This is a genomic window from Haloactinospora alba, from assembly GCF_006717075.1.
In the GTDB taxonomy this organism is placed as follows: domain Bacteria; phylum Actinomycetota; class Actinomycetes; order Streptosporangiales; family Streptosporangiaceae; genus Haloactinospora; species Haloactinospora alba.
The window spans coordinates 31,057-55,934 of sequence record NZ_VFQC01000003.1 but is presented as its reverse complement, the minus strand read 5'-3'; the positions used below and the strand labels follow the sequence as shown (position 1 = coordinate 55,934).

22 protein-coding genes are annotated in these 24,878 nt (G+C 70.6%); 8 read left to right on the top strand and 14 right to left on the bottom strand.

Going from position 1 to position 24,878, the window contains the following annotated elements:
- Positions 1-197: 197 nt before the first annotated feature.
- On the top strand, positions 198-1,124 hold the full coding sequence (locus FHX37_RS20735) for a hypothetical protein (RefSeq protein ID WP_141925972.1): 927 nt from the start codon (positions 198-200) through the stop codon (positions 1,122-1,124).
- 580 nt (positions 1,125-1,704) lie between these two features.
- On the top strand, positions 1,705-1,908 hold the full coding sequence (gene bldC, locus FHX37_RS20730) for a developmental transcriptional regulator BldC (protein ID WP_141925970.1): 204 nt from the start codon (positions 1,705-1,707) through the stop codon (positions 1,906-1,908).
- 105 nt (positions 1,909-2,013) lie between these two features.
- On the opposite strand, the gene FHX37_RS20725 is transcribed toward bldC, so the two are convergent.
- The 6 genes from FHX37_RS20725 to FHX37_RS20700 form a co-directional block, all read right to left on the bottom strand.
- Positions 2,014-2,769, bottom strand: coding sequence for an ABC transporter ATP-binding protein (locus tag FHX37_RS20725; protein WP_141925968.1), 756 nt, complete (start codon positions 2,767-2,769; stop codon positions 2,014-2,016).
- Positions 2,766-3,674 carry an ATP-binding cassette domain-containing protein gene (locus tag FHX37_RS20720; RefSeq protein ID WP_141925966.1) on the bottom strand — a complete coding sequence of 303 codons (909 nt, stop codon included), beginning with the start codon at positions 3,672-3,674 and terminating at the stop codon, positions 2,766-2,768. The genes FHX37_RS20725 and FHX37_RS20720 overlap by 4 nt, the downstream gene beginning before the upstream one ends.
- Positions 3,671-4,570: an ABC transporter permease gene (locus FHX37_RS20715; RefSeq protein WP_141925964.1), complete on the bottom strand. Its 900-nt coding sequence runs from the start codon at positions 4,568-4,570 to the stop codon at positions 3,671-3,673. Before FHX37_RS20715 ends, FHX37_RS20720 begins: the two co-directional genes overlap by 4 nt.
- A gap of 165 nt (positions 4,571-4,735) precedes the next feature.
- The gene (locus FHX37_RS20710; protein ID WP_141925962.1) at positions 4,736-5,710 is read right to left on the bottom strand and encodes an ABC transporter permease; all 975 of its coding nucleotides are present in this window, start codon (positions 5,708-5,710) and stop codon (positions 4,736-4,738) included.
- Positions 5,711-5,750: 40 nt separating this feature from the next.
- On the bottom strand, positions 5,751-7,313 hold the full coding sequence (locus tag FHX37_RS20705) for an ABC transporter substrate-binding protein (RefSeq protein WP_141925960.1): 1,563 nt from the start codon (positions 7,311-7,313) through the stop codon (positions 5,751-5,753).
- A 128-nt stretch (positions 7,314-7,441) separates the two neighbouring features.
- Positions 7,442-7,801 carry a YkvA family protein gene (locus tag FHX37_RS20700; protein WP_141926269.1) on the bottom strand — a complete coding sequence of 120 codons (360 nt, stop codon included), beginning with the start codon at positions 7,799-7,801 and terminating at the stop codon, positions 7,442-7,444.
- A gap of 155 nt (positions 7,802-7,956) precedes the next feature.
- On the opposite strand from FHX37_RS20700, the gene FHX37_RS20695 reads away from it, so the two are divergent.
- On the top strand, positions 7,957-8,817 hold the full coding sequence (locus FHX37_RS20695) for an N-acetylmuramoyl-L-alanine amidase (RefSeq protein ID WP_141925958.1): 861 nt from the start codon (positions 7,957-7,959) through the stop codon (positions 8,815-8,817).
- A gap of 285 nt (positions 8,818-9,102) precedes the next feature.
- On the opposite strand, the gene FHX37_RS20690 is transcribed toward FHX37_RS20695, so the two are convergent.
- Positions 9,103-9,372 (bottom strand): hypothetical protein, encoded by a 270-nt coding sequence (locus tag FHX37_RS20690; protein ID WP_141925956.1) that lies wholly within the window; start codon positions 9,370-9,372, stop codon positions 9,103-9,105.
- Between FHX37_RS20690 and FHX37_RS20685 the strand changes: the two genes are divergently transcribed.
- Both FHX37_RS20685 and FHX37_RS20680 read left to right on the top strand, forming a co-directional pair.
- Positions 9,359-9,616, top strand: coding sequence for a hypothetical protein (locus FHX37_RS20685; RefSeq protein ID WP_141925954.1), 258 nt, complete (start codon positions 9,359-9,361; stop codon positions 9,614-9,616). The two genes, FHX37_RS20690 and FHX37_RS20685, sit on opposite strands and share 14 nt — an antisense overlap.
- Before the next feature lie 112 nt (positions 9,617-9,728).
- Entirely contained in the window at positions 9,729-10,466 is a 738-nt protein-coding gene (locus FHX37_RS20680; RefSeq protein ID WP_141925952.1) for a DivIVA domain-containing protein, read from the top strand.
- A 99-nt stretch (positions 10,467-10,565) separates the two neighbouring features.
- On the opposite strand, the gene FHX37_RS20675 is transcribed toward FHX37_RS20680, so the two are convergent.
- Positions 10,566-11,180, bottom strand: a complete 615-nt coding sequence (locus FHX37_RS20675; RefSeq protein ID WP_141925951.1) for a TetR/AcrR family transcriptional regulator — start codon at positions 11,178-11,180, stop codon at positions 10,566-10,568.
- Positions 11,181-11,425: 245 nt separating this feature from the next.
- Between FHX37_RS20675 and FHX37_RS20670 the strand changes: the two genes are divergently transcribed.
- Positions 11,426-11,689, top strand: a complete 264-nt coding sequence (locus FHX37_RS20670; RefSeq protein WP_141925950.1) for a DUF6504 family protein — start codon at positions 11,426-11,428, stop codon at positions 11,687-11,689.
- 217 nt (positions 11,690-11,906) lie between these two features.
- Here the strand turns inward: FHX37_RS20670 and FHX37_RS20665 are convergent, their stop codons facing one another.
- From FHX37_RS20665 to FHX37_RS20640, 6 genes are all read right to left on the bottom strand, one after another.
- Entirely contained in the window at positions 11,907-12,278 is a 372-nt protein-coding gene (locus FHX37_RS20665) for an STAS domain-containing protein (protein ID WP_141925948.1), read from the bottom strand.
- A gap of 294 nt (positions 12,279-12,572) precedes the next feature.
- Positions 12,573-13,592: a methylmalonyl Co-A mutase-associated GTPase MeaB gene (gene meaB / locus FHX37_RS20660; RefSeq protein WP_141925946.1), complete on the bottom strand. Its 1,020-nt coding sequence runs from the start codon at positions 13,590-13,592 to the stop codon at positions 12,573-12,575.
- Positions 13,592-15,823 carry a methylmalonyl-CoA mutase gene (gene scpA, locus FHX37_RS20655; RefSeq protein WP_141925944.1) on the bottom strand — a complete coding sequence of 744 codons (2,232 nt, stop codon included), beginning with the start codon at positions 15,821-15,823 and terminating at the stop codon, positions 13,592-13,594. The genes meaB and scpA overlap by 1 nt, the downstream gene beginning before the upstream one ends.
- On the bottom strand, positions 15,820-17,703 hold the full coding sequence (locus tag FHX37_RS20650) for a methylmalonyl-CoA mutase family protein (RefSeq protein WP_141925942.1): 1,884 nt from the start codon (positions 17,701-17,703) through the stop codon (positions 15,820-15,822). The genes scpA and FHX37_RS20650 overlap by 4 nt, the downstream gene beginning before the upstream one ends.
- Before the next feature lie 159 nt (positions 17,704-17,862).
- The gene (locus FHX37_RS20645; protein ID WP_141925940.1) at positions 17,863-18,531 is read right to left on the bottom strand and encodes a hypothetical protein; all 669 of its coding nucleotides are present in this window, start codon (positions 18,529-18,531) and stop codon (positions 17,863-17,865) included.
- A 56-nt stretch (positions 18,532-18,587) separates the two neighbouring features.
- Positions 18,588-19,145: a DUF6585 family protein gene (locus FHX37_RS20640; protein ID WP_141925938.1), complete on the bottom strand. Its 558-nt coding sequence runs from the start codon at positions 19,143-19,145 to the stop codon at positions 18,588-18,590.
- Between the two features lie 175 nt (positions 19,146-19,320).
- On the opposite strand from FHX37_RS20640, the gene FHX37_RS20635 reads away from it, so the two are divergent.
- Positions 19,321-24,288 (top strand): hypothetical protein, encoded by a 4,968-nt coding sequence (locus FHX37_RS20635; RefSeq protein WP_141925935.1) that lies wholly within the window; start codon positions 19,321-19,323, stop codon positions 24,286-24,288.
- The gene (locus FHX37_RS20630; protein WP_141925933.1) at positions 24,275-24,856 is read left to right on the top strand and encodes a hypothetical protein; all 582 of its coding nucleotides are present in this window, start codon (positions 24,275-24,277) and stop codon (positions 24,854-24,856) included. The genes FHX37_RS20635 and FHX37_RS20630 overlap by 14 nt, the downstream gene beginning before the upstream one ends.
- The last annotated feature ends 22 nt before the right edge of the window (positions 24,857-24,878 follow it).

Sequence of the window (24,878 nt, the reverse complement as noted above, 5' to 3'; positions counted from 1 at the left end):
GTCACGCCGGTACGGGACTCCCGCCGACTCCCGAGCACCCGTCGGGGCTGCCCCCGGTTCGGAGGCGCTGACGGGATCCGGCAGGCCCCTGGACGCGCACCGGATTCCCGGACGGGCCGGGAACCAGCCCGCGCCGCCACCGACGCGCCTTTCCGGCTCGCAGTGCCACGGGCCACGATATATGCCACGATGCGATCGTGCTTCCCTACACCGCCTACCTCCGCGTTTACCACCCGATAACTGCGTTCTCAAGCGAGGACCAGGCGTACTGGCGCGCTTACGCGGATTCTCCCGACCGTCCGCGACGTGTAAACGCGGTAGCGGCCGAACACCGGGAAAGCCTGCGGCGGCTCGTGGCCACCCCGCCCATTCCCGCTCCCCGGTACGAGAGCAGGAACGCCTACGTGCGGCGGGCGGGCGACGAGCTCTACATCTGCCCGTGGCAGACCCGGCTGCGCTCGTGGCTGGGGTTGCGCGAGTTCCGTTCGGAGACGCCGACGCAACTGTGCCCGATGTTCATTCCCGAGGCGGAGACCGAGGCGGCCGAGTCGGCGTTCCAGCGGTGGCGGGAACGCGGCAGGCCGCTGCGCACCCAGATCCTCACGAGCACATGGACGGTGCCGCTGCCGTGGTTCGTCCCGTTCGACTCCAAGGAACGGTGCCTGGTGCTGGGGACGGAACAGGACCAGGCGCTGCCGCGCGGCGACGCCGGCGGCTACGGGCAACGGCCCACCGGCGGGGCCGAGGTCAACGGCGGTGTCTACGAGTCAGCGCCGGCACGGACACTGCTCTACGTAACCGAGCTCTCCTCGGCCATGAGCCGGTTGGAGCGCGCCATCCACGTGCTGGGCGAGAGCCTGGGGGACAGCACCCCGCTGCGTTCCGTGGAACAGCTGGAGGACTGGCTGAACGGGATCGCCCACCCGGAGGCGCTGCTCGAGCTCGACTACGGCGGGTTGGTGCACCTGCTGGACGACGAACAGCTGCGGGACGACGAGTCGGTGGCCGAGGTGGACGCCGCTATCACCGGGTTGGAGACCGGCCAGGACGAGCTGACCATGGCCATGTACCGGCGGGTGACCCAGCGGTGGAAGGCGGTCCAGGAACTCGAGCGCGCCAACTGACCGCGCGGGATGCCCCGACAGGACCGGGTTCGCGGGGGCGCGCCCCCATCGTCGTGACGGATATGTCCATATGATCTTCACAGTTGGCGTCATTTTCGCCGAAAATGGGCATAACAGATCACACACCCAGCTATAGGATGTAGTGCACCGAATACGTAGTGGACCCACTACACCGGCAGCCGTGCGCCGCTGAGGCGGAATACGCAGGAGAGCGGCCGACGAGGGAGGACGGAGCTACCAACCGCTCCGCAGGGCGGTTGCGCCAATCCGGAACCGCGATCCCCGTTTCGGACCGGATCGGTCACTCTTTCCGGTCCGTCGGATCAAGAAAAACGGGGCCGGAGAGCGAAGTTTTGACCGAATACGCCACAAGCCACTAAACGTATCGCTAGAATCACTCAGCGTGATGCACCACATGGGCGACTTTGCGGCCTCCCACCCGACAAAGTTGCGTTAAGTGGTCGCGCTATCACCTCGGGTGATGCCAATATAGACCTAGAGGGCAATATTGGACATCCGGGCCAAGTGCCAGGATAAGGCGCAGGATCGGCGCACAGATCCAGGAGGAGAGGCCGTACACATGTCAACTCGCACGCCCGAGGCGGAGCCCCTGCTGACCCCCGCCGAGGTTGCCACCATGTTCCGCGTGGACCCCAAGACCGTCACACGCTGGGCAAAGGCAGGAAAACTCACCTCGATTCGGACCTTGGGCGGGCACCGCCGTTACCGCGAGACCGAAGTCCGCGCGCTGTTGACTGGCATTCCCAGTCAACGTACGGAGTGAACTCCCCGGATCGTGCCGGCTCCGGGGGGATGCCGCGGGGGAGTCGCTCTCCCGCTGGTTGGGCGGGGCGCTGACCCAGCGTCCCGCCCAGCACCGGAAACCGGATCAGAGGTCGCGCTCCAGCGGCATGGCCGCCACCAACCGCTCCACGGCGGCGAGGCCACTGGAGAGCAGTTCGGACGCGGCGACGTCCGCGACCAGCCGACCCCCCTCCAGGACCACCACCCGGTCCGCGACCCTGCGGGCCACGCGCGGGTCGTGCGTCACCAGCACGAGCGAACGGTGCTGACCGGTCCGGGTGAGCGTCTCGAGCACGTGTTCCTGAGCCAGCACGTCCAGCCCGCTCGTGGGTTCGTCCGCGAGCAGCACCTCCGGATCGGTGGCCAGTGCCCGGGCGACAGCCACCCGTTGCCGCTCGCCGCCGGAGAGGGAGGCCGGCATCCGCTCCGCGAAGCCGTCGGCGAGGCCGACGCGCGCGCACAGCTCGTCCGCGTCCGGCCCCCCGGCCGCGGAACGCCGCGCGAGCAGTCCCTCGGCCACCACCTCACGCACCGTGTAGCGCGGGTCGAACGAGCCCAGCGCGTCCTGCGGCACCCAGCCGACGCGCCGCCGGACGCCGCGGCGGCCACGCTCCGAGAGCGACCACACGTCCGTCCCGTCCACCCGGACCTCTCCCCGCTGGGGACGGTCCAGCGCGGCCAGCACCCCCACGAGCGTCGACTTCCCGGACCCGCTCAGCCCCAGTACGGCCACCGACTCCCCGGGGGCGACGTCCAGGTTCACCCCCTGCAACGCGGTCACTCTCCGCCGCCGGCGGCCGAGCACCCGGGTCACGTCCCGGCACGCGAGTACCGCGCTCATCCGCGCTCCCCCGCCAACGGCCGCGTTCCGGCCCCGCGCGGGTCGCCACCCCGCCGGGCACGCGCGGCGGCGGGCACCGCCCCGGCCGCCGGCGCGAGCCCGCTCGCCCGTACCAGCTCCGCGGTGAACGGGTCGGCCGGCGCACGCAACAGCCGAGCGGCGGGGCCGCTCTCCACGATCCGCCGCGCTCCCGGCTGTCCGCCCGGTTCGGCGAGCACCGCCACCCGGTCCGCCCAGCGGTACGCGACGGCGAGGTCGTGCGTGATGAGCAGTACCGCCCGCCCCGCGGCGAGGGCGTCGGCGCGCAGGACGTCCAGCACCCCCGCCTGGGTCACCGGGTCCAGCGCGGAGGTGACCTCGTCGGCGACCAGCAGCCGCGGGCCGAGCACCCACCCCAGGGCGAGGGCGGCACGCTGCACCTGGCCCCCGGACAGTTCGAAGGGGTAGGCGCCGCAGATCCGTTCCGGCTCGTCGAGCCCCGCCCGGCGCAGCGCCTCCAGCACCGTGCTCCGCCTGTTCCGGCGCGGTACGCCGTGCGCCCGCACCGTCTCGCGCAGGTGGCGTCCGACCGGCACGGTCGGGTTCAGGCTCGCGCGGGACTCCTGGAACACGTAGCCGAGTGCGGACCCGCGCAGCCGGCGCATCCGGCGCTCCGGCAGGCCCAGCAGTTCCACCGGCGGGTCGCCGGCGAGCCGGGCGCTGCCGCTCGCCGCCGCCCCTGCGGGAAGCAGGCCCGCCAACGCCCGCGCGGTGAGGCTCTTCCCGCTTCCGCTGCGGCCCACCAGTGCCGTGACCGAACCGGGGGCGAGCTCGAGGTCCACCCCGGAGACCACCGGTTGGGCGGCGATGCGGACGTCCAGTCCCGACACGGTCAGCACCGGTGTGCGACCGGCTGGTGATGTCACCACGTTCCCCCTTCGGCGAAGGCGCGCTGGTCCAGGTTCGTGGCGAGCACGTTCACCGCGATGATCGTGACCACGATCGCCGCGGCGGGGAACGCCACGGTGTACCACTGTCCGGTGAGCAGGTGGGAACGCGCCTCCGTCAGCAGGTTCCCCCAGCTCGGTGTGTTCGGGGGGATGCCCACCCCCAGGAAGCTCAGGGTCGACTCGGTGAGGATGGCGTGGCCCACCTCGAACGCCGCTATGGCAGCGATGGGAGGGAGGGCGTTGGGCACGAGGTGGCGCGCGAACACCCGTGTCCGGGAGAGTCCCAGCGAGTGGGCGGCGCGGACGAACTCCCGCTCCCGCAGCGAACGGACCTCGGCCCGGGCGACGAGCGCCACCGGCATCCAGGCGGTGGCGGCGATCGCCAGCACCACGGTGGTCACCGACGCACCGGCGACCGCGGCGAACGCGAACGCCACCAGGATCATCGGCAGTGCCAGCAGCGCGTCCGCCAGACGGGAGACCAGCGCGTCGAACCACCGCGGTCCGACCGCGGCCAGGGCGCCCAGCACGGTCCCCGCGGCGACGGTGGCCGCCCCGGACAGCAGCCCGACCAGCAGCGAGTACCGCGCCCCGTACAGCATGCGGGAGTACAGGTCCCGGCCGAGCGGGTCGGTGCCCAACGGGTGCCCGGACGAACCGGGCGGGAGCGAGGTGGCGGTGGTGTCGGTGGCGACCGGACCGGTCCCGGCCAGCCACGGCGCGAACACCGCCGCTGTCCCCAGAAGGGCGAGTACCCCGGCCGCGCTCCACAGCGCGGCGCGGCGGGCTCCCGCGGGCGCGGCGGCCCTCCGGCCGGGGCCCGGCCGGAGGACGGCTGACGTGGTGCCGGCGTCGGCGGTGGTGCCGCTCATGGGCCGGCTGCCCTTCGCGGGCCGGCGGTTGCCACGCGTTCCCTCCAACGCTCTCTCGCAAAAAGTTCGCAATTACATACTTTACGCTTCCCGTTTCCGGCGGTCCGGAACCGGACCGCCGGGAGGGCCGCACACAGTGCCGGTCCCCGTCCGGCACGCTGTTCGCTAACTCTGCGAAACCAGCCGGATGCGGGGGTCCAGGCGGGCGGTCGCTATCTCCCCCAAGAGGTTGGCGGCGATCACGATGAGGCCGGTGAGCAGCACCACGGCGAGGAGCACCGGGTAGTCCTGGCTCCGGGCCGCGTCCAGTGCCAGCCGCCCCATGCCCGGCCACGCGAAGATGAGCTCGACCGTGTAGGCGCCGGCGAGGAGTTGGGCGGCGCCGACCCCGAACCGGGCCGCGAACGGCACGAGGCCCGGGCGGAGGATGTGCCTCGTGCGCACGGTCCACGCCCCCACTCCCCGCGCGTGGGCGCTGGTGACGTGCTCGGCGCCGCGCACCCGGGCCACCCCCGTCTGCACGAGCCGCACGTACACCCCGAAGTGGTGGCCGAACGCCAGCGCCGTGGCGGGCAGCACCACCGAGGACGCCACGGCCGCCGGGGTCACCTCCGCGCCGGGCCTGCCCACCCCTCCCGAGGGGAACCACCCCAGCGTCACCGAGAACACGAACAGGATGAGCAGCGCGCTCACGAAACCGGGGACCCCGCCCAGCACGAACATCGCCGTGTCGACGGTGCGGCGCAGGGCGGCGCTGCGGGCCAGCCCCGCCGCCAGGCCCACGGCGACCGCGCCGGTGAAGCTCAGCAGCATCGCCACCGCGGTGAGCAGCAGTGTCCACGGCAGCGTGTCGGTGATCTCGTCCGCCACGGGCCGCCCGTTCATGTAGGACACGCCGAGGTTTCCGCGCAGCAGCCCGCCGAGCCAGTCCAGGTAGCGCTGCCACAGCGGGTCGGTCAGCCCCATCGCCTCCCGCTGTGCCGCGATGGCGTCGGTGCCGACCGGGCGCCCGCCCGCCCGGGCCTCCAACACGGCCCGGGCGGGGTCACCGGGAGCGAGGTCCAGCAGCAGGAAGCAGAACACGGACAGCCCGGCGGCGAGGGCGAGGGCCGCCCCCGCGCGCCGGACGGTGTAGGCCAGGATGGCGCTCTCCTTTCACACCGGTGGGTTTCCCGGCGGGTCAGGCGGAACCGTAGGACCAGTCCTGGGCGTTGTAGAAGAACCCGTAGCCGTGGTGCGCCAGGGTGCGCTCCTCGATTCCGCCCAGGTCGTCGGGGACGACGTTGACGGCCTCCAGGTAGGACACGAAGACGTAGGGCGGGTTGTCCGCGAGCGCTTCCTGGAAGTCGGCGTAGGCGTCGGCGCGGGTGTCGGGGTCGTTGGTGCTGCGCCCCTGCTCCAGGGCCTCGTCCACGGCGTCGTCGGCGTAGCTGCCGTAGTTGGAGCCGCCCTCGTCCAGTGCCTCGGAGGAGTGGAACGGGCCGTAGAGGGAACCGTCCGGGTCGTAGGGGGTTCCCCACCCGATGAGGAACGCGTCGAAGTTGTCCCAGTCCACGGCGTCGCGGGGCTGGGGGTCGGCCGTCACGTCGAAGCCCTGCTCGGTGAACTGGGTCGCCAGCACCTCGACCATGGCGGCCCGCAGGTCGTCCTCGGCGAACGTGGTGAGGTCGAACGCGACGGGCTCGCCGTCCTTGGCCCAGATGCCGTCCTCGTTGCGTTCGTAGCCCGCGTCGGTCATGATCTCCGCCACCCGGTCGGGGTCGAACCCGTAGTCGGCGGCGTCGGTGTGGAACCGGCTGCGGTCCAGCGGCCCGGACGCCGGGGACCCGTACCCGTGCAGCACGCTGTCCACGATCGCCTCGCGGTCCACCGCGTAGTTCATCGCCTTCCGGGGCGCGGGGTCGGCGAACCGGTCGCCGTCCATGTTGAACATCACGCCCCGGTAGTCGGCGGTGGGGAACACCTCGGCGCGGAGACCGTCGCCCTCCTCGAACTCGTCGGCCTGTTCCGGGGCCAGCGACGCGGCGTCCACGTCGCCGTTCTCCACCTGGATGAGGCGGGTGGCCGCGTCGGGGACGTAGGAGACGGTGATGCCGTCCAGGCCGGGCGAACCGCCGTAGAAGTCCTCGTTCGCGGAGAGTTCGGCGTACTCCCCGTGCTTCCAGGTCTCCAGCTCGAACGGGCCGGTACCGACCGGGTTCGCGCCGAAGTCGGGGGCGTCGACACCGCTGCCGGCGAGGACGTGTTCCGGGAGCATGCCGTTGGACAGGCTGTCCAGCAGCGCCGGGGTGGGCTCGGAGAGCTCCAGTTCCACGGTGTGCTCGTCCGTCGCGGCCACGTCGGTGACGTTGGCGAACTTGTTGCTCGTGGAGAGGTCCCCGTCCCGGATGCCCTCGACGGTGAAGACGACGTCGGCGGCGGTGAACGGCTCCCCGTCGTGCCAGGTCACGTCGTCGCGCAGGGTGAAGGTGTAGTGCGTCTCGTCGTCACTGATCTCCCACTCCTCGGCGAGGGCGGGGATGACCTCGTTGTCGGCGTCGTGCGCGGTGAGGCCGGTGAACACCATCTCCGTCACCGGGTCGAGATGCTCGCTGACCAGCGCCGGGTTCAGCTGTTCGGGTTCGTCTCCCAGCGCGTAGGTCAGGGTGTCGCCGTCGTCGCCCCCGCCGGAACCCGCCGTGCATCCTGTGGCGAGCAGCCCCACGGACGCGCCGGCCGCGATCAGGAGTCGATGCTTCGTCATGCCTGTCCCACTAGTTGCGAACTATTTGCAACTAGAAACCATACGCGTGTGGGACGGACAGCGCGCGACCACCCCCCGGCCAACGGGGACCTGTTCCCGTGGCCAGGGGAGAACGACGGTCCAGCGGGTCAGTCCACGACATGGCCCTGGACGTAGGGACCGTGCCGCTCCCACGTCAGGTACCGCTCGGTCTCGGTCAGCACGCTCCTGGTGAGCCAGACGGCGACCCCGACGTCGTCGGCCAGCCCGAGCACGGGGATGAAGATCTCGGGGACCAGGTCGATGGGAGAGACGATGTAGAGCACGGCCACGGCGAACAGCAACAGCCGGGAGGCGGGGACCTCGGTGTAGCGGCCGCGCAGCCGCGCGCCGAGCATCCGCGGCAGGGCGCCGGCGCGTTCCCGCAGGGAGGGCTTACCGGGACGCACGCTCTCGCTGGCGGCCTGCCACGCCGCCGCACCGGCCGCGGCACGGTTGGACTTGCGCATCGTTCTCACCTCGCGGGGGTTCGTTCCCATCGGGACAACGGGACAACAGATCTCAAGATATGACGCGTTATACCCGCGAAATGTTCCCGCGGAACCGTTAGGTTGTGTTCCCCACCCCCCTTTCCCACCCTCACGTCCCCTCCCCGAGAGCACACATGCGTCACACCCACACTCCGACCCGCCGGTTCGCTCCCCCCGTTCTCCTCACCGGGGCGGTGCTCCTCGCCCTCACGGGGTGCTCCGCCGTCGCCGGAGACGACGGTTCCAGTCCCGAACCACCCACCACCGACTCCCGGGAGAGCCCCGACAGCGGCGACGGGAACAGCACCGCCCCGCCCACGGAGCAGGGGCCACTGTCCGGAACCACGATCGTCGTCGACCCCGGGCACAACGGCGGGAACGCTGACGCGGCCGAGGAGATCGCCGAGCAGGTGCCCTCCGGCCCTGGGGAGAAGTCCTGCGACACGGTCGGCGCCGAGACCGCGGACGGGTACCACGAGCACGAGTTCACCTGGGACCTGGCACGTGTGGTCCGCGACGAGCTGGAGTCCGACGGGGCCGAGGTCGTCCTCACCCGTGAGGACAACGACGGGGTCGGCCCGTGCGTCAACGAGCGCGCCGAGATCGGCAACGACGCGGACGCCGACGCCGCCGTCTCCATCCACGCCGACGGGGCCTCCGGAGGAAGCGGGTTCCACGTCATCACCCCGGGCGAGATCGACGGGTACTCCACCAACGCCGACATCATCGGCCCGTCCCGCCAGCTCGCCGAGGACGTCCGCACCACCTTCCGCGAGGAGGCGGACCAGCCCTACGCCGACTACATCGGGGAGGAGGGCATCGACGAACGCACCGACCTGGGCGGGCTCAACCTGTCCACGGTTCCCAAGGTGTTCCTCGAGGTGGGCAACATGCGCGATCCGGACGACGCGGAGAAGATCACCGACAGCCAGTGGCGCGAGCGGGCCGGCGCCGCGCTGGCCTCCGGGCTCGCCCACTACGCGCGACGGGACTGACTCCCGTTCCCCCAGGCACCGGTCGGCCGTGGCACCGGGGAACGGCGGCCGCCGGAGGTTCCCTATCCTGCTGCCATGAATCGTTCTCCCCACCACTACCAGCACCACCGCAGTCAGGCGCCCCACCACCAGGGCGGGCACGAGTGGCCCCCTCCCGAGCACCCGTCGGCCACGCCGATGTCGCCCGGGGCGGGGTTCCGCGACCACGCGCGCCAGCTGCTCCCCTGGCTGCCCGGCCTCGCCGGGTGCGTCCTGGTCGTTCTGCTCTTCAGCACGCCGGTTTTCTCAGCGCTCACCCCGGACCTCGGAAGCGCCTTCGCGCTGGGGCTCCTGTTCAGCCTGGCCGTTGCCGCGGCGGTCCTGGCCGTACTGGTCCGCAGGACGCGCCGGATGTTCACCGGAACCACTGTCGTGGCCTCCCCCACCGGGGCGGAACTGCGCGACCGCGCCGGGTACGTGAACTCGGCTGAGGTGGGCCGACGTCGTCCGGGTCGGCCCCGTTGTGGACAGGCGCTCCCGCATGTACTCCACCATGAGGGACGTGTCGGTGGACACGGCGGTGGCCCTGGGGAAGGCCACGAGCCTGAAAGTCCGCTCCCAGGTCCTCATCGGCTGGGGAGAGCGCTGGTTCCCCGGCAGCGCCCCCTCCCACCTGCGCGGGGAGCGCGCCAGGCAGCCGCGTAACCCCGACACGGGCCAGGAACTGGTCACTGTCTCGTTCACTGCCGCCGGCCGCGCCGACCGGTCCAACCCCCTGCTCGCCCACCTCCGGCACTACCGGCCCGACCTGCTCCACTGACCGCGCGGCCCGCCGGGTCCGGACCGGAACACGCCTCCCGGCACACCGGGGCGCGGGACCCGGGACGGAGGTGCGGGGCCGCGTCGGAACCGCCCGTCTGCACAATAGTGGTATGGCCCTGAAACCGGCTGACATCCGCAACAAGCAATTCCACACGGTGCGCCTGCGTCCTGGGTACAAGGAGGAGGACGTCGACGCGCTGCTCGACCAGGTGGAAGCCACCCTGGCGGCGCTGCACGGCGGCCCCCGGACCGAACGGTTCGTCACCGCCGAGGAGGTGGAGGCGTCCCGGTTCCGCACCACACGGTTGGGACCCGGTTACGACGAGGACGAGGTGGACGCCTTCCTCGACCTCCTCGCGGCCGAGTTGCGCGCGCTCGGTCTGAGCGCCGACACCGGACCGCCGCAGGCGGGCCCGCCCGGTGCTGGTGGACCCCCCGGCCCCGCGGCTCCTCCCCACTACCAGCCGCAGCACGGCCCACCGGGACCACCGGGTCCACCGGCCCCACCAGCGCCACCGGGAGTCCGGCCGCCCGCTCCTCCCGCCTCTGCCGGTCCGCCACCAGGCCCACCCGCCGGAATCACCCCCTCGGGCATCCGGGATATGGCGTTTCCCGCGACCCGGGCCACCACCGGCTACGAGGAGCAGGAGGTGGACGCGTTCCTACGCCGCGCGGAGGGAACGCTGGAGGCCCTGCTGAGCGGCGCCCCGCACAAGGCCACCCTCACGTCCGCCGACGTCGACCGGGCCCGGTTCTCCACCACACGGGCGCGACCGGGGTACGACCCCACCCACGTGGACGCGTTCCTGGACGACCTCGCCAACGAGCTCCGGCGCCTGGGAACGTAGGTCCCCGGAGCCCAGAAGGTCGATGGCGGCGCGGCACGGTGGGTCCGGCCTTCCCACGCCCAGGCCGGGCGTTCCGGTGCGCGAACCGCCCGCGGCGGTTTACGGGCGCAGGCCCGCCAGGAACAGGTCGGCGAAGTACGCGCCGACGTCGGCGCCGCTCAGCTGACCCTCCGGGTTGTACCACATGCCGAGGTGGTGCACGGCGCCGAAGTACTGGGTGACGGCGAGCTCGGCCGGGACGTCGGTGCGGAAGACACCCGTGCGTTGGCCCTCGAGGACCATCTCGCGGAAGCGCTCGTGGTAGGCGCGGCGCTCCTTGCGGACCGCGTTCTGCCGGTCGGGCGAGAGCATGTGCAGCGAGCGGAAGAAGATGACGGTGTCGTCCAGGTTGCGCACCGTGGTGTGGACGACGTCCGCGGCGGCGGCGTGCAGCCGCTCCTCGACCGGGCCGGAGGCGTTCGCGTACTCGTTCAGCCGACGCGTCTGCATGGCCAGCACGCGCTGGTACACCGCGAAGAGCAGGTCCTCCTTGGAGGAGTAGTAGTGGTACATCGCACCCTTGGTGACCCCGGCGGTGTCCACCAGCTCCTGCACCGAGACCCGTTCGAAGCCGCGCTCGGCGAACAGCCGGGATGCGACCGACAGCAGCCGTTCCGGCACCGGAGCCGTGCTCACCCGGGGCGCGGCCTCCTGATTCCCGCTTGCTTCCGTCATGCTGCCCATCCCGCTTTCTGTGACGCCGACCCCCAGGATAGGCGTACCGGCCGGTCGGTGCCGGGCAGTGGCGGCGTCCGGAGGGACGCGACACGCCCGGGGGGGCGGTCGGGACGCCGCGCGTGTGACGGATGTGGCAATCTGCGCGCCACGGGCCCGCGCCGCCGTAAAGTGGGGCGCAATCGGACTCCGGACGTGTGGCGCACCTACTGGGAACTCGAACGTGTGTTCGATACCCTGACCGCGTGAGCCTCTACAACGAACCGATCGACGTCCGGAAAACCACCAGCGGGCATCCGGCCCTGTTCACCTGGCGAGGCCAGATGTACCGGGTACGGCGCATCATCGAGACCTGGGAGTGCACGGGAGGCGACACGGCCGGGGTTCCCGGCGGACAGACCCGGCTCGTCCGGGTCGCCGCGGAGACGGACCGGGGCGACCCCAGCATCGCCGAGATCACTGTCGGTCCCGCGGAGAACCACGGGACGATGCGCCGCCTGTGGTGCTGACCCCGTCGCCGGGCCGCGACCGGGGCGTGGCCCGGCGACCGGCACGGTGCCCCGCGGGGCGGCCTGCCGGCGGGAGCGCACCTCGGCAACCGGTCCTTCACTGACCGACGGGGTCCGACGGGCCGGGCTCCGGGGCGGCGCCCGCGCTGCGGGCTTCGAGGGTGGTGGTGTCCAGCGCTGAGGGGAGCGTTGGCGACGGGTGGCGCCGCCGACGGAACTAACCGGCCTGCTGCTTGGCCTCCAGGGCCTCCATCGCGTTGACCGCGGCGGAGACGGTGTTGTGTACCGGAACCTGGCGGTGGAGTCCGACCAGGCGTACGACCTTGGTGACCCGTTCGTTGGGAGCCGCGAGCGCGAGGCTTCCGCCCCGCTCCGTGACGGCCCGGTAGGCGTTGATGATGACGTTCAGCCCGCTGGAGTCCATGAAGTCCAGCTCCGAAAGGTCGAGGATCATCCACGGGCCGTGCGTGTCGACATCGGACAGGACATGTTCGTGGAGGTCGCCCGCAGTGGCGATGTCGAGGTCGCCTTCGACCTTGACGATCACGCTGTGGTTCTCGACCCGGGTGCTCAGCCCAAGCCTGTGCACGTTCACTCCTCCCAGCCCCACACGGTGCGGGGTCCCCTTAAGTGTTCAACCGTACGGAACGGCATGGCGGAGGCCGTCGGCTATGCCCGCGACCCCGGCCCCAGCACGCCTGGCCTGGCGAACAGGGTGCCCGGAGAGTCGACAGGCACGGCTCCCGCTGGGCTTCCGTAAGTCTCTGGCCACACACGGTATTAGGCTATCCGGCCGACGGGAATGCCATCGCGGAAGATATTTTCTCCCATATAGGTCATATCAGACAGAGGCAAAGCGTGACCAACCTCACGCCATATTGCGCTACTCCCCAGTAGGTTCGCCGTCCGAGTCCCCCGGGTCAGTGACGAACGCGTCCAGTGCCCGTTCCGCGGCAAGCGTAGCCGTCACCTCCCCCGAGCGAAGCTCGGCCTCCAACCGCGGCAGCAGGTCACGCACCCGCGCGTGCCGCGTCAACCGGTCCATCAGCCGCGCCTGCAGCTGTTCCCACATCCAGTCGACGCGCTGCCGGGCGCGGCGGTTGACGAACTCCCCCGCGTCACTGAGGACACGGCGGTGCTCGGTCACCGCGTTCCACACGTCCTCCAGCCCGTCACCGGTCAGGCCGCTGCAGGTCAGCACCGGCGGCTGCCACGAGGGGTGCGGCGGCTGCAACAGCTCCAACGCCCGGGACAGTTGGCGCGCCGCCGCCCGCGCCTCCTGCCCGTGCGGACCGTCGGCCTTGTTCACCGCCACCACGTCGGCCAGCTCCAGCACCCCCTTCTTGATGCCCTGCAGCTGGTCGCCGGTACGGGCCAGGGTGAGGAAGCAGAAGCAGTCCACCATGTTGGCCACGGCCGTCTCGGACTGGCCCACCCCGACGGTCTCCACCAGCACGGTGTCGAACCCGGCCGCCTCCATCAGCACCATGGTCTCCCGGGTCGCGCGGGCCACACCCCCGAGCGTGCCCGCCGTGGGGGACGGGCGCACGAACGCGTCCGGGTCTCCCGCCAGACTGGCCATGCGCGTCTTGTCCCCCAGGATGCTGCCACCGCTGCGGCTGGACGAGGGGTCCACGGCCAGCACCGCCACCCGCTGGCCCCGGCCGGTCAGGCGGCTGCCCAGGGCGTCGATGAACGTGGACTTCCCCACACCCGGAACCCCGCTGATACCGACCCGGTGCGCACCGCCGCTGTGCGGAAGCAGGCGCATCAGCAGGCGCTGCGCCTGCTCGGCGTGCTCCGGGCGGCGGGACTCCACCAGGGTGATCGCCCGGGCCAGGGTGGGACGGTGGCCGTCCAGTATCCGGTCAGCGTAGGCGTCGACGTCGATCCCCGCCGGCATCAGGCGCGCCCGGAGTCCGCGTCCAGCCGGTCCAGCAACCCGGCGGCGGCCTCCGCGATGACCGTGCCGGGCGGGAATATCTCCGTGGCTCCCGCGGCGTACAGCTCGTCGAAGTCCGACGGCGGGATGACACCGCCCACCACGATCATGATGTCCTCCCGGTCGAGCCCGGCCAGTTCCTCCCGCAGCGCGGGAACCAGGGACAGGTGCCCGGCGGCCTGCGACGACACACCCACGATGTGCACGTCGGACTCGGCTGCCTGGGCCGCCACCTCGGCGGGGGTCTGGAACAGCGGGCCGATGTCCACGTCGAAACCGAGGTCGGCGAACGCGGTGGCGATGACCTTCTGGCCGCGGTCGTGCCCGTCCTGGCCGATCTTGGCCACCAGGATGCGGGGGCGGCGCCCCTCGCGTTCCTCGAAGCGCTCCACCCGTTCGGTCACCGCGCGCATGCTCCCGTCCGCGCTGCCGTCCCCGTCGCCGCCGGAACCCGCGGCCTCCTCCCGGTACACCCCGTGCACCGTGTGGACCTGGCCGGAGTGCCGGCCGAACACCTTCTCCATCGCCTGCGAGATCTCCCCCACCGTGGCCTTCGCGCGGGCCGCGTCCACCGCGGCCGCCAACAGGTTGTTCTCCAGGGTGGCGCCGCCGGGTTCACCCGCCGCCACCGCCGTGAGCCGGTCCAGCGCCTGCCGGGTGGCGGTGTCGTCGCGTTCCGCGCGCAGGCGGCGCAGCTTCTCCAACTGCTCGGCGCGCACCCGGCTGTTGTCCACCTTGCGCACCTCGACGTCGTCGTGCTCGTCCGGGCGGTACTTGTTCACCCCGATGACGGGCTGGCGTCCGGCGTCGATCCGGGCCTGGGTGCGCGCGGCGGCCTCCTCGATACGCATCTTGGGCAGCCCCGCGCTGATCGCCTCCGCCATGCCGCCCGCCTGCTCCACCTCGTCGATGTGGGCGCGGGCGCGCTGCGCCAGGTCGTGGGTGAGGCGCTCGACGTAGTGGCTCCCGCCCCACGGGTCCACCACCTGGCTGGTTCCGGACTCCTGCTGCAGTAGCAGCTGGGTGTTGCGGGCGATGCGCGCGGAGGAGTCGGTCGGCAGGGCGAGCGCCTCGTCCAGGGCGTTGGTGTGCAGGGACTGGGTGTGCCCCTGGGTGGCGGCCATCGCCTCCACGCAGGTGCGGACCACGTTGTTGTACACGTCGTGGGCGGTCAGCGACCACCCCGACGTCTGCGAGTGGGTGCGCAGCGACAGCGACTTGGGGTTGGCGGGTTCGAAACCGCCGACCAGCTCGGCCCACAGCAGCCGGGCCGCGCGCAGCTTCGCCACCTCCATGAAGAAGTCCATGCCGATGGCCCAGAAGAACGACAGCCGGGGCGCGAACGCGTCCACGTCCAGGCCGGCGCCGCGTCCGGTGCGGATGTACTCCACCCCGTCGGCCAGGGTGTAGGCCAGCTCCAGGTCGGCCGTGGCTCCGGCCTCCTGCATGTGGTAGCCGGAGATGGAGATGGAGTTGAACCGCGGCATCCGCTGGGCGGTGTAGGCGAAGATGTCCGAGATGATCCGCATGGAGGGCCCGGGCGGGTAGATGTAGGTGTTGCGGACCATGAACTCTTTGAGGATGTCGTTCTGGATGGTTCCGGCGAGCTGCTCCGGCGCCACACCCTGCTCCTCGGCGGCCACGATGTACAGCGCCATGACCGGCAACACCGCGCCGTTCATCGTCATGGACACCGTCATCCGGTCCAGCGGGATGCCGTCGAACAGCTCCCGCATGTCGAGGATGGAGTCGATCGCCACCCCGGCCATGCCCACGTCCCCGGACACGCGCGGGTGGTCGGAGTCGTAACCGCGGTGGGTGGCCAGGTCGAACGCCACCGACAGCCCCTTCTGCCCGGCCGCCAGGTTGCGCCGGTAGAACGCGTTGGACTCCTGGGCGGTGGAGAACCCGGCGTACTGGCGGACCGTCCACGGCTGGTTCACGTACATCGTGGCGTAGGGGCCGCGCACGTACGGCGGGAAGCCGGGGTAGGTGTCCACGAAGTCCAGCCCGCGGCTGTCCTCGGGGGTGTACAGCGGTTTCACCCCGATCCCCTCGGGCGTGTCCCGGGTCGCGTCCCCCGCACCGGCACCGGTGTGCCGCCGCAGTTCCCGCTCCCACGTCTCACGGGCGGTTGTGGTGTCCTCGCACGCGGTCGTACCGGGACCGATGCGGCTGAAGTCCGGGATCAAGGCGCCACTCCCAGCGTGTCGTGTAGCTCTGTCAACAGGCTAATCGCGTCGCAGCCGGCGAACAGGAACGTGTCCGCGCCGCTCGCTTCGTTGTGTTCGGGCGCGCCCGCCAGCAGCACGCGCCGCGCGCCCGCCTCGCGCAGTGCCGCCACCGCGTCGGCGGCCCGCTCCGCGTACACCCGGTCGCTGGAGCACAGGCACGCCACGTCGGCGCCGCTGTCGGCGAACGCGGCGGCGGCCTGTTGGGCTCCCTCGGTGGTGTCGCCCCCGACCGGTTCGATCCCGCCGGCGCGCAGCAGGTTCGCGGTGAACGTGGCGCGCGGCGTGTGCGCGGCGACCGGCCCCAGGGTGGCCAGGAAAACGCGCGGGCGGCTGCCCGTGTCGGCGAGGTGGGCGTCCGCCCGGTCCCGCAGTTCCTCGAACTCCTGGGCGTAGCGGCGCCGCGGCAGGGCCGCGCTCCGCTCGGGCGGCACGTCCCCGCTCGGGCGGGGGCGGCGCTCGAACTCCGGCTCGTCCAGGGCGGGGAACTCGCTCACGCCGGTGACCGGGTCGGCGCGGTGCGCCAGGTTGGCGCGGCGCCGCTGCCACACCTCGTCCACGCGTTCGGCGAGCAGGCCGGAGGTGAGAGCCTCCATCATGCCGCCCGCGGCCTCCAGCTCCTGGAAGAACGCCCACCCCGCGGTGTGCAGGTCGGCGGTCAGCCGTTCCACGTAGAACGACCCGCCCGCCGGATCGGCGACCCGGGCGAGTTCGGACTCCTGAACCAGCAGGTTCTGGGTGTTGCGGGCGATACGGCGGGCGGAACCGTCCGGCAGGCCCAGCGCGGTGTCGAAGGGGCGCACCGTCACCGCGTCGGCTCCGCCGAGGCCGGCGCCGACGCAGGCCAGGGTGCCACGCAGGATGTTCACGTGCGGGTCGCGGCGGGTCAGCATCGCCGCCGAGGTGACCGCGTGCTGGCGCATGCCGCGGTGCGCGGCTTCCAGCCCGCACGCCTCGGTGACCCGGTTCCACATGGAACGCGCGGCGCGCAGCTTGGCGATGGTGGAGAACTGGTCGGCGTCGGCGGCGTAGCGGAACTCCAACCGCCGCGCCGCCTCGGCCAGCCCCATCCCGGCCTCGGTGAGGGCACGCAGGTAGGCCACACCGGCCGCCATCGAGGCACCCAGTTCCTGGGCGTGCGACCCGCCCGCGTCGTGGTAGGGGGTGGCGTCCACGATGACCAGGCCCAGGCGGGGGTACTGGTCCGCGTACTCGGCGGCCAGCCGCGCCGCGTCGGCGACCTTGGCCGGGGCGCCGGTGCGGGCGGTGACGGTGATCGGGTCGATCCCGAGGTGTCCGGGGACCAGGGCGCGGTCCGCGCCCTGGTTGTCGTGGGCGGCGAGCAGGGCGCGCGCGGCCTCGGGGTAGGCCGGGCCGGGGTCCAGGACCACCGGCGTCGCCACCGGGTCGGTCCCGGCCAGTGCCTCGCCGATGGCCTCCGGCGGGAGGGCGGTTCCGCCCGCGGCGAGCCACACCGCCGCCGCCCCGTTGTCCAGGTCCGCGCGGATCGCCCGGCGGGCCGCGGCGGGGTCGGGTTCGTCGGTCCGCTGGCGGATCTCCCACCCGCCGTCGCCCGCCCGGCGGGGACCCGTTCCCCGGGTGAACGGCGCTGCCCCGGGGAAGCCGGAGTCGATGTCGTCGTCACTGTCGTACAGCGGGCTGACAGTGATCCCGTCGTAGGTGGTGCGGGCGAGGGCGTCCTCGGGGCGCGGATCGTCGGGATCCACCTCCCTGCCGCTCTTGCCCAGCACCTCCGCCACAACCGCCCGCCACTGCTCCCGCGTCACGCGCGGGAAGCCGGCCCCCAGGGCGTGTCCGGCGTCGTTTTCCGGAGTGTTCATACCCAGGATCGTAGAGAATCGTGTTCGGTCCTGGGGCCAGCGGGGCCCGGGAAGAGGAGACGTGTCTCACTGTTCCGGGCCCCGGGGCGCCGGACTCCGTTCAGTGTACGCCCGTCCTGCTCGCGGCGCTCGTCGCGGACAGCGTCCACCGAACGGGTCCTAGTCCAGCACGCTGCCGACCCGCTCCGCGTCGACACTGCCGGCGGCTCCCACGCCGATCTCCCAGTCACTCACCCCGTCGTCCTCCTTGGCCTTGCAGGTGATGTCGGTGTCCGTGTCCAGCTGCACCTTCTCCGCGTGGTCCATGTCGCACTTCACGGCCTCGGCCTTGGACAGGAACCGCACCTGCTGTTCGGTGCGGTCGCGGGACAGGGGCCACCCGTCCGGTTCGGGCTCGACGTTGACCACCGAGGCGTCGCCCATGTCGCCGCCGTCGCTGACGTCCACCGTCCAGGTGATCTCCACGCCCTTGTACCCGGCGAGGCACTCCACCGGTTCCTCCTCGTCCCCGTCGATGCTGGGGCAGGAGGCATGCATGTCGGCGTAGTAGTCCTCGGTGACGCTCGCGGTCTGGTCGCGGATCTGCCACTCGATCTGCTCACGCACCGGGCTTTCCGAACCGGCCCGTTCCGGCACCTCGTCGTCGGACACGTCCAGCCCGTCGGACTCCGGAACGTCGTCGACCCGGAACCCGTCGCCGTCGGTCTCGGCCTCCTCGGCGGGCTCGTACTCCGGCGGCGGTTCGGCTTCCGAACTGCCGCAGGCGGACAGCGCCAGCAGGGCGAGCGGCACCGCGGCGAGGGCGAGTCTGGGGGATGTCGCGGTCATGGTGTGGTCACCTTCGTTGTCGGTTCTCGGGTACGGGCGGAAGACAGGGCGGGTGGTCACTGCTTCTGCGGTTTCTTCGGCCACCCGTTCTCGGCGGCCAGTTTGCGCAGCAGCGGGAAGAACTGCGCGGACCCCGGGGTGTACATCCCGTTGAGCTGGATCTTCTCCCCGCTGGTACGCACGAGCTGGATGTGCTCGCCGTTGTTGGCGTACCTGTCGGTGAGCGCGGCGATGTCCGACCACGGCACGATCCGCAGGTTGTTTCCCTTGCGCAGGATGAAACCACCGTTGAATACGTAGAGCCCCTTGCGGCGGAGGTACAGGGCCAGCATCCAGAAGCAGAACGCGAATATGGGCAGCACCACCGCCCACCGGCCCGGGCTGAGGCTCTCCCCCGCGAGCTGGATGAGGCCCTCGACGGCGAGGAGCAGCGCCCAGGCGGCCAGCACGAAGAACCCGCCGACATAGGGGTTGGTGTAGTCCTTGACGTGCACCTGGACGGGGTCGCCGAGCTGGTTCTCACGTGCCGCCCGGGCGACGTCCTCCCGGAGCGGGGCGCGCTGCTGGTCGGGGGCGGACTGTTGCGGCTGCTGGGCCGGAGGGTTCTGTTGCATGGTCCTTCGCTTCACCGGTTCGCGGCACTGTCGCGGCCGCGCGCATCGGCGCGGACGCGTCCCGCCCGGTTGTACGTGCCGCGTTCCGGAGCGGTTCATCCCTGCCTGTGGTGAACCGCGGTCGCGCCGTTCCCGTACTCGGTCACGTAGTTCCGTCGTTGTCGAGGAGTCCGTCATGCCCCCAGCTCCACCAAGCGGTAACAGTGTGGACATCGACCGCGGTTCGCTGAACTGGAGTGTCGTTGGCCAGCCCAGCGACCCCGTGCCGTGGGCTCCGGAAGATGTGGACACGCTCGCCGACCACTACGAGGCGCTCCGCGACGAGGTGCGGGAGGCTTGCAACAACGCCGAGGAGTTGAACAGCGGCAGCCTGGGCGAAGGCAAGGCGATCGACGCGCTGGAGAACCTCACCGAGGACCTTCCGGAGGTTCTGGAGGACCTCCGGGACGTGTTCGACAAGGCCACCAGCGCCTACCGGAACTACAGGTCGGCGTTGCAGACAGCGCGGGACGAAACAGCCATCGCTGCAAAAGCCGCCCAGGATTGCCAGGACACGCTGGACCAGGCCGGCGACGACGAGGACACCGACGACACCGAGGACAAGCTCGTCGAGCATCAGGGCGAGGTCAACAAAGCCCTGATGGATCTGGACGGCGCTGCGAACGACGCCACCGACGAGCTGCGGGAGGCGTCCCGCCATCTCGGGGAGCTGCTGAGCGACGCCTGGAACGACCTGGTGGAGTGGCTCAGCGACAACCCACTGGTGTACGCGGTCGTCACCATCGCCGCCGGGGTCGCCCTCGCGTTCATCCCGGGCGCGGGGTGGGCCGCGCTCATCGCCATCGTCGGGTCCGGCCTGGTCATGATGGCGGTCGACCTGACACAGCTCGCCCAGCAGGGGCGGCTCGGCTGGAACGCCGAGACCGGACTGACAGTGGGGCTGGGTGTTCTCGGCTGCCTGCCCGGCGGGAGTCTGCTGCGGGGCGCGCGGGGGTTGACCGGCCTCACCTCGTCGGTGGCCTCCAGCGCCCTCCCCCGGTCCGGCAGGATCGCCGACGCGACGAGCAGCGCCGCGAACAGTCTGCGCAACAGCCAGGCCGGGATGGCGATCAGCCGCACTCTCGGTTCGGTCAGCACCACCCACTCCGCGATCCGCAGCGGGACGTTCGCCGGCTCCCCCGGAGCGAGCCTCGCCGCGGACACGGCCCTCAACCTCACCCGGGACACCGCCAGCGGGTTCGCCGCCAACACGGCACTGGACTGGGCGGGCGACCACGGCAACAGCTGGTCGGACAACCTGCTGTCGGCGGCGGCCACCAGCGCCCCCGGGTCGATGGCGGGCACCGCGGCCGACCACGACGCCCACAAGTCGGTCTGGTCCGACATGCCGTGGTCGAACAGTAACCACAGTCTGGTCGGAACGCAGGAAACCCAGAACCTGGGAGTCAACGACACGTCTCCGGACGTCACCTCTCCCGGCGGGGGCTCGGGCGACGGAGGCGGCACCACCGAGACGGCCTCCACCGGACAGAGCGCGGACACCGGCGCGCCCGCATCCGGGAACGACGCCACCCCCACACCGGCTGGGTCGGACTTCCCGGACATCGACCTGGCGTCCTCCAGCCCGGACGGGGGCGGCGCGTCCGGAAACCAGCCGGAGCAGTCCGCCGCACCCGCCGACAGCACCAGCAGCGGCGACGGCTCCTCCGCACCCTCGGAAAGCCCCGACGCGCCATCCGGCATACCCGAACCGGAGAGCCCCCCGGCGGGCAGCGCCACGAACGACGGCAATCCGGACACGGCACATCCCGACACGGACACGACCGAGACCCAGCCCGTCCGGGACGACGGAGCGCCCGACGACACGGGCACCACCGGCTCGGGCGAGGAGGGCCACTCGGCCGACACACAGGACGCCTCCCCCGCGGAAACCTCCGAGCGGGGTACGGAGGACACTCCCGCGGACTCTGCGGACTCCCAGACCCCGCAGGACAACGATACGGAGGGCAACAACACCACCGACGAACACGGTTCCGACGGCACCGACACCGACCCCGCCCAGCAGGAGAGGTGGGAGGCCCCACCCGAGTCCCCGGACGGCACCGGGGAGGACGCCGCGGGGGCAGGGGCCGGCCGGGGCGGCGCCGCGCCCATGCCGGACGTCAGAACTCCCGGTGGGAAACCCGGATCCTCGGCCCCCGCCCCCGAATCGTCCAACACGGAGGCCGACCGGGGCCGCGACGGTGAGACGCACAACCAATCCGACACCGACCACCACTCCCCCACCACCCCGGACAACACCCCCCAACAGCGGGAGCACGCGGATGCCCCGTCCCGCTCCGAGGCCGATTCCGCGGAGGCGGACACGTCCTCCCCGGCCGGGGAGGAGGAAACAACCAGCCAGGACTCGGCGGGGGATGCCCCCAGCACCGACTCGGAGGGGGAACCCTCGCCAGTCGGCGACCCGGACAGCTCCCCCAACGCCGAGGCCCATCCCGACGGGTCCGCCACAGTCCGCGACGGCGACCGCACGACAACGGTCCACCAGGACGGGTACACGGTCTCCGGCGACCGGACCCACACCGTGGATGCCGCCACCGGCACTCTGGAGTCCCGCAGCCAGGAAACGGCAGCGGCGGTGCACGACACGACGGTGAGCACACAGAGCACCAACGGGGACACCCGCCTCAGCCAGCACCTCGACGGCGGAGGGGCCGCCAGCGCCGCCGGTGCGGCGGCCACCTGGACCGCGAAGGGAGCGGCCACCTACCAGAGCGACCAGAGCACAGCCGCTGCCAACCCGCCGCAGCGCACCCCGGACGGGACCGTACGTTCCGGGGACACGACCCTCCGACCGGACGGTTCCGCCAACCACCCCGAGTTCGATCGGGACAGCGACGGGACCACCACCGTTCACCGGGACGGGCAGAGTTGGACGTTCGACTCCGAGGGCCGACTGGCATCCTCCACTACCGACGCTGCCCCGCCCGTCCACCAGGGTGAGGACGGTTCCACGGCGTTCACCGCCTCGGACGGGACCACACTCGGCGTCGGTCCGGACGGCAGTGTGACCTCCCCGGACGGGTGGAACATGAGCAGCGCCCCGGACGGGTCGGTGCGGGTGGACAGCCCCGCACAGCAGGGGCAGGGGCGACTGTCCGTCACCCACCATCCCGACGGGGAGGTGAGCGCCTCCAGCGGCGGCCACCACGTGTCGGGCACTCCCGGGAGGGAGGCGAGTGCCACCACCCCGGACGGGACGCACGCCACCAGCACACCCCAACGGGTGGCGGTCTCCGACGGAGAGCTCACCACCTACCAGTCGGGCGACTCCCCGGTGCGAACCGAACCCACCGACAGCCCCGGCGAACCCCTCGCCCAACACGACGGGAACACCGGGAGCGCACCGATGGACGACACCACCACGGCCGTCGCCGACCAGAACGGCAGCCGCGTCACGCCCGAACCGGACAACACCTCCCAGGACGGCGGAACCTCCCGGGGCAGCGACTCCCAGGACAGCGACGGTGGCCAGACGGAGCGCGACACGTCCACCGGCCGGGAGAACGCGGCCGACGACAACACCACCAGGGAGGATGCACTCGAGGAGCAGGTCGCCACGCCCCAGAACCGACAAGAGAGTGACGACGCCGGTACCGACACCGGCGCTCAGCCGCAGCAGTCCTCCGAGCCCACCCAGGAGTCCGGTTCCGAGACGCAGCAAAACGATCCCGCGGAAAGTACCCGCGCGGACCGGCCGACCCAGTCAAGCCGCACCACCGACGCGGAGGGCACTACGACCGTGGAGAACACCTACACCCCCGCCAAGGGTGAGGAACCCATCGACGGTCCCCGCATGCAGCGGAACCCGGACAACGACACGACCAGCGTCGACCATCAGGGCTTCCACATGTCCCGGACGCCCGCCGGGGAGGATGGAAATGTCGGTCCTTCTCCGCAGGATGGGTTCGATCCCACCGCAACCCACCACACTACGGTGCGCCCTTCTGCGGACAGCCCCTCAGCCACCAGTGACGGCGTCACCGGCACCCGGGTCGACGGCGACGGAATCACCGTCACTCGGGACGAGGAGGCGGACACCGTACACATCTCCGGTTCGGAGGACCCGAACGGCCCCTCCTCTCCCACCCCGGACCGGCCGGACGTCACGTGGAGCACGGACAACTCCGGCCGATCGAACAACCTCACGATCTCCGACGGCCGGGAGAGCCTGAGCGTGGAGTGGCAGCGCGGCCAAGAGCCACGCCTGTCCCAACCCCAGTCGTCCGAGAGCAGGTACCACGTGTCCGGCCCCGACCCGCACACGGGACAGCTCCGTGTCGTCCAGGACGGTCCCGACGGTGGCAGCACCACCACGATCGACCGCGACGGGAACGTGAGCCACACCAGCGGGTCCCGCGACCGGGTGGACATCGACCGGAACGGGACCGCCACCACCCACCGCGAGAACGGGTCGGAAAGCACCTCGATACGCCAGTTTCCCAACGGGGAGATGGATGTCACCCACCACCGCACCTCGGAAAGCGGCGAACAGAGCAGCTACGCCCGGATCGGAGAACAAGGCGAGACCGAAGCGCGCATGCGCACCACGGATGAGAACGGCGCAGCCACCGAGAAATGGGGCATGGGAGTCGACGAGAACGGCCAGGCCACCACGGTCAACAACAACACCTGGACCGACGGCCCCACCCGACTGCGCCCCGACGGATCCATGCACAACGTCGACGCCACGGAAAACTACCAAGCAGCGAACCGCCTTCAGCAGTTCGGGCCACAGCCGGATATAAGCATGAACGAAAGAGTAAATGCGGCTTTGAAAGAAACACTCCTAGAAACCATGAATCGAATGGGAGGATTGATCCAAACCGGACTAGAAGAGGGCGAGATCAAAGAAGAGGACTTGGAAGAAGCTGCATACAATCTGCGTGGCGCCCCCCAAAAAGGGCTCACGGAACAGCAACTAGGCGGACAGCCCGGAATGCCCGAACAAGGCATAGGAGAGCTCCCATGGCGATTCTCCGCAGACATCGCGAAGCTTTCCCAACAAGACAGGTCAGAAGCACTTACCGAAGACCTCGGAGACGTTTACGAAGAAGAGCAAAGCGAAGATGAACAAAAATAAAAATAAAGCGGAACAAACGGTTGACTGGCTAGCCGAACGAACAATAATATCCAATATAGCAGCATTTGCAGTGCTTATATCTCCCTTCCTTGGCGCTTCGGCGTGGTTCGCTCAAATGAAAGGACCCGACAAGGCATTGGAGGGAGCAGAAGCTGGCATATTTATAGGAGTATTATTTATAGCTATAGCAATAGGGTGGTCCTTAAACGACCCAGAGTTCTACACCCTCGGAAAACCCAGGGAAATAGTACGCGCAACCCGAGGTGCAGCCAACGACATAAAACAATACTATACCGACAACCAAACCCAAATCACCCGCCTGCAACAAAAAACCACCAATTTAAACAAAGAAGATATAAATAATCTTCACAAAAAAAACAACAAATTGCAAGAGGGGCTTACTGAAACAATGAAACAGCTTGAAAAACTTCCCAGGTCGCGCGGACCGACAAAATTTCGGATAAGAAGATACCCCTTCCTCGACAGGCGCCGAAAGGCGCGCAACCTCAACAAGAAAGTTCATACCCTTCTACAGAAAGAGGGAATCCAGCCGGCCGAGTCCGAGTAACCTTGTTTTCTTGGGGAGTTAA

Coding starts and splice junctions, on each gene's coding strand:
- FHX37_RS20635 (WP_141925935.1), top strand. CDS start 19,321: ATGCCCCCAGCTCCACCAAGCGGTAACAGTGTGGACATCGACCGCGGT.
- FHX37_RS20725 (WP_141925968.1), bottom strand. CDS start 2,769: ATGAGCGCGGTACTCGCGTGCCGGGACGTGACCCGGGTGCTCGGCCGC.
- FHX37_RS20640 (WP_141925938.1), bottom strand. CDS start 19,145: ATGCAACAGAACCCTCCGGCCCAGCAGCCGCAACAGTCCGCCCCCGAC.
- FHX37_RS20715 (WP_141925964.1), bottom strand. CDS start 4,570: ATGAGCGGCACCACCGCCGACGCCGGCACCACGTCAGCCGTCCTCCGG.
- meaB (WP_141925946.1), bottom strand. CDS start 13,592: ATGCCGGCGGGGATCGACGTCGACGCCTACGCTGACCGGATACTGGAC.
- FHX37_RS20650 (WP_141925942.1), bottom strand. CDS start 17,703: ATGAACACTCCGGAAAACGACGCCGGACACGCCCTGGGGGCCGGCTTC.
- FHX37_RS20705 (WP_141925960.1), bottom strand. CDS start 7,313: ATGACGAAGCATCGACTCCTGATCGCGGCCGGCGCGTCCGTGGGGCTG.
- FHX37_RS20675 (WP_141925951.1), bottom strand. CDS start 11,180: ATGACGGAAGCAAGCGGGAATCAGGAGGCCGCGCCCCGGGTGAGCACG.
- FHX37_RS20630 (WP_141925933.1), top strand. CDS start 24,275: ATGAACAAAAATAAAAATAAAGCGGAACAAACGGTTGACTGGCTAGCC.
- FHX37_RS20700 (WP_141926269.1), bottom strand. CDS start 7,801: ATGCGCAAGTCCAACCGTGCCGCGGCCGGTGCGGCGGCGTGGCAGGCC.
- FHX37_RS20645 (WP_141925940.1), bottom strand. CDS start 18,531: ATGACCGCGACATCCCCCAGACTCGCCCTCGCCGCGGTGCCGCTCGCC.
- FHX37_RS20680 (WP_141925952.1), top strand. CDS start 9,729: ATGGCCCTGAAACCGGCTGACATCCGCAACAAGCAATTCCACACGGTG.
- FHX37_RS20695 (WP_141925958.1), top strand. CDS start 7,957: ATGCGTCACACCCACACTCCGACCCGCCGGTTCGCTCCCCCCGTTCTC.
- bldC (WP_141925970.1), top strand. CDS start 1,705: ATGTCAACTCGCACGCCCGAGGCGGAGCCCCTGCTGACCCCCGCCGAG.